Below are 7,616 nucleotides of genomic sequence, written 5' to 3'. Positions count from 1 at the left end.
GTGCCGGATCGCGTGTGCCCGCAATGGCCGTCGGGTGGAACTGCACGAATTCCGGATCGGCGATGATCGCGCCCGCGCGGGCGGCGATGGCGACGCCCTGTCCCCGCGCCTGGGGCGGGTTCGTCGTGACAGCATAGAGCTGTCCGGCGCCGCCGCTGGCAAGAACCGTCGCTCGCGCGCGGACGAGGATCGAGGCGCCCGTTTCCGTGTGGCGCGCATGGACGCCTGCGACGCGGCCGTCCCTGAGCGCCAGTTCATAGGCCGAATAATTCTCGATGACGCGGATCGACGGACAGGCCCGCACCGCCGCGACGAGCGCTTCCATGATGGCCCTGCCGGCGCGGTCGCCCCGCACATGCACGATGCGGCGGTGGCTGTGCGCCGCCTCGCGTCCGACAGCGAGATGGCCTTCGAGGTCACGATCGAAAGGAACGCCGAGGCGCAGGAGATCGTCGATACGGGCCGGCGCCTCGCGCGCCATGGAGAGTGCAACCGCCTCGTCGACGATGCCGGCGCCCGCGACGACCGTGTCGGCGGCATGGGCTTCGGGCGTATCGCCTTCCTCGACGGCGGCGGCGATGCCGCCCTGCGCCCAGGCGCTCGACGCCCCGTCGCCGATGGGCGCCGCGGCAAGCACCGTGACAGGGCGAGGCGCGAGTTTCAGCGCCGTGAAAAGCCCGGCAAGACCTGCGCCGACGATGAGGACATCACCGGCATCCGTGACCTGGTCGTGGGACATGGGCATCGGCCCCTTATGCGCAGGATCGCGCGTGTCAGTTCCCCAGATTGATCATCCGCTCGACGGCGAGCCTTGCGCGCGCGCCGATGACCGGATCGACCGTGACTTCCTCGCGCATATGGACGAGGCAGTCGAGAATGTTCTTGAGCGAGATGCGCTTCATGTGCGGGCAGAGATTGCACGGCCGCACGAACTCGACATCCGGGTTTTCGACGGCGACGTTGTCGCTCATCGAGCATTCGGTGACCATGACGACGCGGGCGGGCTTGTTCTCCTTCACCCAGCTGATCATGCCGCTGGTCGAGCCCGAGAAATCGGCCTCCGCCACCACTTCGGGCGGGCACTCCGGATGCGCGATGATGACGATGTTCGGATCGTCCTTGCGATACTGGCGCAGTTCCTCCGGCGTGAAGCGCTCATGCACTTCGCAACGCCCCTTCCAGGCGATGACCTTCACCTTGGTCTGCTTGGCGATGTTCTTGGCCAGAAATTCGTCGGGAATGCAGAGCACCCGGTCGGTGCCGAAGCTCTCGACGACCTTGAGCGCGTTCGACGAGGTGCAGCAGATGTCGCTCTCCGCCTTCACCTCGGCCGATGTGTTGACGTAGGTGACGACGGGCACGCCGGGATAGCGCTGGCGAAGAAGGCGCACATCCTCGGCCGTGATCGACTCGGCGAGCGAGCAGCCCGCGCGCGAATCCGGGATCAGAACCGTCTTCTGCGGATTGAGGATCTTCGACGTCTCGGCCATGAAGTGAACGCCGCACTGGACGATGACATCGGCATCCACCTTGCCTGCTTCCTTGGCGAGCTGGAGCGAGTCGCCCCGGAAGTCCGCGACGCAGTGGAAGATTTCCGGCGTCTGATAATTATGCGCGAGCAGAACCGCGCCGCGCTCCTTCTTCAGCTTGTTGATGGCGTGGATATAGGGCGCGAAGAACGGCCACTCGACGGACGGGATGACGTTGCGCACCTTCTCGTAGAGAGGCGCCATCTCCTTGGCGAGGCCGGGCGTGTATTCGAGGTCCGGCATATCGACCGGCTTGAATTTGCGCGGCTCGGCCTTGCGCGCGGCGTCAGCGCGATCGAGTTCTCCAGCGATTGCCATCCCGGCCTCCTTTATGCTCAGAATGAGCATATCATAGAGATCAAAAACGCCGGCTCCTTCGGTCGGGCCGGGTCCATTGGGGAGATATGCTACGTCTGAGTATTAGACAAGGTCAACAGCCAAAATAGGACAATTTCGCGCAAGGTCTCGCTCGCCGGATTCTTCACAAGCTATTGTATCCGCTTATGAATTTGCCCGGCTCTTGGACGGGGCGAGCCGCAGGCCCGGCGCGGGCCGCTCGTTGAGTACCTCGCGGCGGAAGCGGAATTGCTCGGCCGGCCGGCCGCCCGTGCGCGTCGTCACCCGACCCGTGCGCTCGACAAGGCCCGCATTTTCGACGAGGCGGCGGAAGTTCTGCTTGTGGACATGAAGGCCGAGCAGCGCCTCGACCGTCTTCTGAAGCTCGAACAGCGTGAAGGTCGGCGGCATCAGCTCGAAGGCGACGGGCCTGTATTTGAGCTTGGCGCGAAGCCTCCCCATGGCGGTGGCGAGGATGCGGCGATGGTCGAACTGCATCGGGCGGCCGAGAATGGGCTCGTTCGCCGCTCCGTGGGCGATGGCGTTGGGGCGCCGGTCCCGCGCCGCCTCGCGCACGAGCCCCGCTTCGTAAAGCAACTCGTAGCGCTCGAGCACCTTCTCGTCGTCCCAGTGAACGCCGTCTAGGCCGAAGCAAAGCCGCGCGCGGTCGCGCCGTTTGCCGCGCATGAGTTCGTCTTCGCTTGCTTCCGACTGGTGCGAGGCCCATTCGCGCAGAAGCGGAGCGATGATCTGGTCGATGATGGCGGGTTTCCCGCGCCGCCAGTCTTCCCACGGAAAATGCTCGTACCAGTCGCGCCAGGCCGCGCCCGAAAGCTCGCCGTCATGCGTGCGCGTGAGCGCGAGATAGCCCACCGAGACGACATGCTCGCCCGGCGTCTCGACTTCGAGCGCGTGGCGGCCGCGATCGCCGAATGTGTAGAGCTGCTCGACATAGCCGAGCGCGAGATGCGTCTGCTCCTGCACCCAGGAGCGCATGCCGATCTCGAGTGTGCGGTGTCTCGCGGGATCGAACGGACCGAAGGGCAGCGCGTCCCAGCCGCCGGCCGGATTGCCGCTCGGCCCGGCGCTTTGCGGCACGACGAGAATCTTGGGCTGGTCTTCGGACACGGTGACGATGGCCGCATTGAGGCCGATGACGACAGCCTTGGTCGCAAGCCCGCCATGGGAGTTGGTGCGCGGCGATGCGCGCCTTTCTGGTCCTGTCGCCGCGCCCGCGGGGGCGGTCATGGGACCGTCCGCTCAGGGTGGGTTGGGAGGGAGAAAAGCTCGCCCTCCCAGGCGGCGCGTCCCGGTCCCAGCGCCTCGACAGCCTCGCGCATGCGGCCGTTGCGGCCGAGAAGGTCGTCGGCGATCCTTACCATCAGGCGATTGGGATGGGCATGCGAGCCCCGCGCGCGGACGAGCCGGGCGAGTTCGTCTTCCGGGTGATCCTCGTTGAGCGTGCAAAGCGCGATGAAGGCGGCCGCCGTCGAGCGGCTGATCCCGGCCCAGCAATGGAGAAGCATCGGGCTGCGCTGATCCCAGCTCCGGACAAAACCGATGAGTTCGGAGATATGGCCTTCGCCGGGCGTGACGAGCATGTCGTTCGGCTCGGCGATGTCATTGACCGCGAGCTGGAGGTGCAGCTCCCGCGCCACGCCCTCCGGCGTGTCGATCATCGTCTCGGGGTCGAGCAGGCTCACCAGATGAGACGGCCGGACGGTCCGGATCGCGTCGATGACAGCGCTGAGGGGACTGACGTAAATCATCGTGGAAGAATAGCACAAATCCGTAAAAAGATCCGGCGAACGGCCGCTCTATCAGCAGCTTATCAGATTCGTGCGAAGATTTGTGACGGCCTCAGCCCGCCGTCAGCTCCTCGAATCGCCTGAGGAACCGCGCCTGGGCCTCCCGCGTCGGCAAGGGCTTCAGGCTTATGGGGGCAAGGCCCCTAGGCCGGCTGAATATGCGCGCCGCCTCCTCGTCCTCGAAGCCCGCGATCTGCGTCGCCTCGAAAAAGGCCGATGCCTTGTCGGCGCGCTTGATGATTTCCTCCACCGTGTGCGGCAATTCGGCGGGCAGGCCGAAGCGCATGTGGATGGCGCCGGCAAGCCGCTTCTCGAACGCCTTGTAGTCGATGCCGAGCGCTGCCTTGAAAGGGCTGATCATGTCGCCGATGACATATTCGGGGGCGTCGTGAAGAAGTGCCGCAAGCCGCCAGCGGCTGGGCCAGCCGGGACGGAATTTTACGCAGATGTCATCGACGAGCACGCAATGCTCGGCGACCGTGAAGGCATGATCGCCCCTGGTCTGCCCGTTCCAGCGCGCGACACGGGCAAGCCCATGCGCGATGTCCTCGATCTCGATATCGAGCGGCGAGGGGTCGAGAAGATCGAGCCTGCGCCCGCTCAGCATGCGCTGCCAGGCGCGCGATCCTTTGTCCTTGCTTGGGCCGGGCCTGGCCATATCGTCGTCCTTGAGTTGAGGCCGTGCACGTTAGGACGCGGGCAACGGATTGTCATCCCGCGGATGGGCTCCGCGCCCGGCCGATAAGGGATTTCCCGGGGTTTGCCGCCGGCTGGCCCCCGTCATAGAGTCTCAAGTCATAGAGTCTCGTGTCATGGGGTCTTCGCCGCGGTGCTTCTTCCGCATGAAGGATCCTCATCCGTCCGCTTGCAAGTGTCCGACTGGGCGCCGAACCGACAACGCAGGAAAAGCATGGCTGTCGATCCCATCCCGGCCGATCTTCTCTATCGTGCCTGCGATCTCAAGCAGTTCACCTTCGAGACGACCGCCGATCTGGAGGACCTGCCGGGGCTTGTCGGTCAGGAGCGCGCGGTTGAAGCGCTGCGCTTCGGCACCTCGATCCATCGGCATGGCTACAATATCTTCGTTCTCGGCCCTGAAGGCGCGGGCAAGCATGAAGCCGTGCTGGGCTTCCTTGCCAATCTCGCCGTTCGCCAGAAGGCGCCTTCGGACTGGGCCTATGTGAACAACTTCCGCAGCCCCAACAAGCCGATCGTGCTCGAAATGGCCGCAGGCTCCGCCCGCGGGCTGAAGGAGGGGATGGCGCGCCTCATCGACGATTTCAAGATTTCGGTGCCCGCGCTTCTGGAGAGCGAGGAATATCAGAACCGCCGCCAGTCCATCGAGGAGGAGTATCGCGAGCGCCAGGAAAAGGCGTTCGAGGAACTTCGCATGAATGCCGAGGCAGAGAGCATCGCGCTTCTTCGCACGCCTTCAGGCTTTGCGCTCGCGCCCATCCATCATGGCGACGGGCATGAAGGCGAAGTGCTGAAGCCGGACGAATTCAACAAGCTCCCCGAAGCCGAGCGCAAGCGCATCGAGACGACGATACAGGCCCTGCAGAAGGAGCTTGCCGATATCCTCGAGCATATTCCGGCCTGGGAGAAGGAGCATCGCGACCGGGTGACGAAGCTTAATCGCGAGATCGCCGAACGCCTCATCGAGCAGTCGATGCGCGATCTTCGCCAGCGCTTCGACACCATGCCGGCCGTGCGCGACTGGCTGGCGGCCGTCGCCGCCGACCTTGTCGACAATATCGGCATCTTCGCGGGGCAGGGCGACCAGCAGCAGCAACAGGTGACGATCGCGCTTCAGGCCATGGCGCAGGGCCAGCCGCTTCCCTTCGGCGCACTCAATCCCTTCCGGCGCTATGAAGTCAATGTGATCGTCGAGAACAACAATGTACCCCGCTCGGTCGGAACCTCGCCCTGGAAAGCCCATATGGAGCCAGATACGGGCGGCTATATCGGCGGCGGCGCGCCCATCGTCTATGAGGACCACCCGACGCTTCAGAGCCTTGTCGGCCGCGTCGAGCATCTGCCGCAAATGGGTGCGCTCATCACCGATTTCATGCTCATCAAGGGCGGCTCGCTCCATCGCGCGAATGGCGGCTATCTCGTTCTCGATGCACTGAAGATCCTGCGCGAGCCGCTTTCCTGGGACGCGCTGAAGCGCACGCTGCGCCGCCGCAAGATCGTCATCGAATCGCCGGGCGAATTCCTGAGCCTCGTCAGCACGGTTTCGCTGGAGCCGGAGCCCATCCCGCTCGATCTCAAGGTCATTCTGCTCGGCGACCGCTACCTCTATTACATGCTCTCCAATCTCGATCCGGAGTTCAGCCAGCTTTTCAAGGTCGCCGCCGATTTCGAGGATGAGATAGACCGCGAGGCGGAGAACGATCTTCTCTATGCCAGGCTTCTGGCCGGCATGTGCCGCAAGGAAGAGCTGCTGCCGCTGGACAGGTCGGGAGTCGGCCGCGTCATCGAACGCGCCTCGCGGCTCGCGGAGGATGCGGAGAAGATCACCACCGCCATGTGGCCGATCGAGGATCTGCTGCGCGAGGCCGATTTCGTCGCGCGGTCCGAAAGCAAGGCGTGCATTTCGGCACGGCATGTGGACGCCGCCATCGAGGCGCAGATCGCGCGGGCCGACAGGATGCGCGAGCGCAGCCTCGAAATGATCACGCGCGACATCGTGATGATCGACACGGAAGGCGCCGTCGCCGGTCAGGTGAACGGCCTTTCCGTCCTCTCAATGGGGGCGGTGTCCTTCGGCCGGCCGAGCCGCATCACCGCGCGCGTCCGCATGGGCATGGGCGCGGCCCGCGTGCTCGACATCGAGCGCGAGGTCGATCTCGGCGGGCCCATCCACTCCAAGGGCGTGCTGATCCTCTCGGGCTATCTCTCCGCGACCTTCCTGCCGGAGATCCCCTTCTCCATGAGCGCGAGCCTTGTCTTCGAGCAATCCTATGGCGGGGTCGATGGCGACAGCGCCTCGTCGGCCGAGCTTTATGCGCTGATCTCCGCGCTCGCTGAAATGCCGATTACTCAGGCGCTCGCGGTCACGGGCTCCGTGAACCAGCTCGGGGAAGTGCAGGCGATCGGCGGCGTCAACGACAAGATCGAGGGTTTTTTCGACATCTGCATGCGCCGGGGGCTCACGGGGGATCAGGGCGTGCTCATTCCGGCCGCCAATGTGAAGCACCTCATGCTGCGGCAGGATGTCGTCGACGCGGTGGAACGCGGCATGTTCGCGATCTATCCTATCGAGCGCATCGAGGATGGCGTCGAATTGCTGATGGGTTGCCCCGCGGGCGAGCGGGGGCCCGATGGAACGTTCCCGCAAGGGAGCGTCTATGCGCGGGCCGAGGCGCGGCTTGCCGCCTTTGCCGAAAATCAGCGCCGCTTCGCGCAACGCGCCGACGAGAACGGAAAGAAGTAGCGCCATGGCGAGAGAAACGCCGGCCGCTTGTTCCGGCCAGGCTACAAAGGAACCGCAGATGCCCGAGAGCCGCATCGTGATCGGGCTCGACACGCATTTCATGACGCGCGAGGCGCTGGCGCTTGCCGCGCGCCTTGCCGCATCCGTTGATGCGCGCCTCAAGGGCGTATTCGTCGAGGACGAAAATCTGCTCTCGCTATGCGAGCTTCCCTTCGCGCGGGAAATCTCCTTTTCGGGTGAGGTCCGCGCGGTCGACCCTGAGCACATGCTGCGTGCCCTGCGTGCGCAGGCCGAAACCGCAAGGCGCGTGCTCCAGCGCATCGCGGCCGAGGCGCGCGTCGACTGGAGTTTCGATGTGCTGCGCGGCCGCTCGCTCGCCTCGCTGGCGGAAGCGGCGCGTGCGGAGGATACGCTCGTCATCCGCTCGCCGCATGCGCCCGCGCGCGAGGTGGGCCGCGCGGTCCGGGCGGCGACGCGGGAAGGGCACGCCGATGTGCTTCTGGT

At 65.1% G+C, this 7,616-nt stretch carries 7 protein-coding genes; 2 read left to right on the top strand and 5 right to left on the bottom strand.

The features are described 5' to 3' along the window. The 5 genes from WBG82_RS09095 to WBG82_RS09075 all read right to left on the bottom strand — a co-directional run. Positions 1–739: FAD-dependent oxidoreductase (locus tag WBG82_RS09095; RefSeq protein ID WP_424424000.1), on the bottom strand; the 739-nt coding region annotated here is incomplete at its 3' end. A gap of 34 nt (positions 740–773) precedes the next feature. Next, entirely contained in the window at positions 774–1,847 is a 1,074-nt protein-coding gene (nadA, locus tag WBG82_RS09090; RefSeq protein ID WP_424423998.1) for a quinolinate synthase NadA, read from the bottom strand. Positions 1,848–2,030: 183 nt separating this feature from the next. Continuing rightward, positions 2,031–3,113 (bottom strand): NUDIX hydrolase, encoded by a 1,083-nt coding sequence (locus tag WBG82_RS09085; protein WP_424423995.1) that lies wholly within the window; start codon positions 3,111–3,113, stop codon positions 2,031–2,033. Next, a complete protein-coding gene (locus WBG82_RS09080) occupies positions 3,110–3,634 on the bottom strand; it encodes a tyrosine phosphatase family protein (protein WP_424423993.1) in 525 nt (174 codons plus the stop codon). Before WBG82_RS09080 ends, WBG82_RS09085 begins: the two co-directional genes overlap by 4 nt. A gap of 91 nt (positions 3,635–3,725) precedes the next feature. Then, positions 3,726–4,331, bottom strand: a complete 606-nt coding sequence (locus WBG82_RS09075) for a hydrolase (protein ID WP_424423991.1) — start codon at positions 4,329–4,331, stop codon at positions 3,726–3,728. A gap of 252 nt (positions 4,332–4,583) precedes the next feature. On the opposite strand from WBG82_RS09075, the gene WBG82_RS09070 reads away from it, so the two are divergent. Together WBG82_RS09070 and WBG82_RS09065 are read left to right on the top strand one after the other, a co-directional pair. After that, on the top strand, positions 4,584–7,112 hold the full coding sequence (locus tag WBG82_RS09070) for a Lon protease family protein (protein ID WP_424423988.1): 2,529 nt from the start codon (positions 4,584–4,586) through the stop codon (positions 7,110–7,112). Positions 7,113–7,170: 58 nt separating this feature from the next. Further along, positions 7,171–7,616: hypothetical protein (locus WBG82_RS09065; RefSeq protein ID WP_424423986.1), on the top strand; the 446-nt coding region annotated here is incomplete at its 3' end.

The sequence above is a fragment of the Parvibaculum sp. genome, from assembly GCF_049671045.1.
In the GTDB taxonomy this organism is placed as follows: Bacteria; Pseudomonadota; Alphaproteobacteria; order Parvibaculales; family Parvibaculaceae; genus Parvibaculum.
Note: the sequence above shows the minus strand (reverse complement) of the source record. Positions and strands in the feature narration are given on the sequence as shown.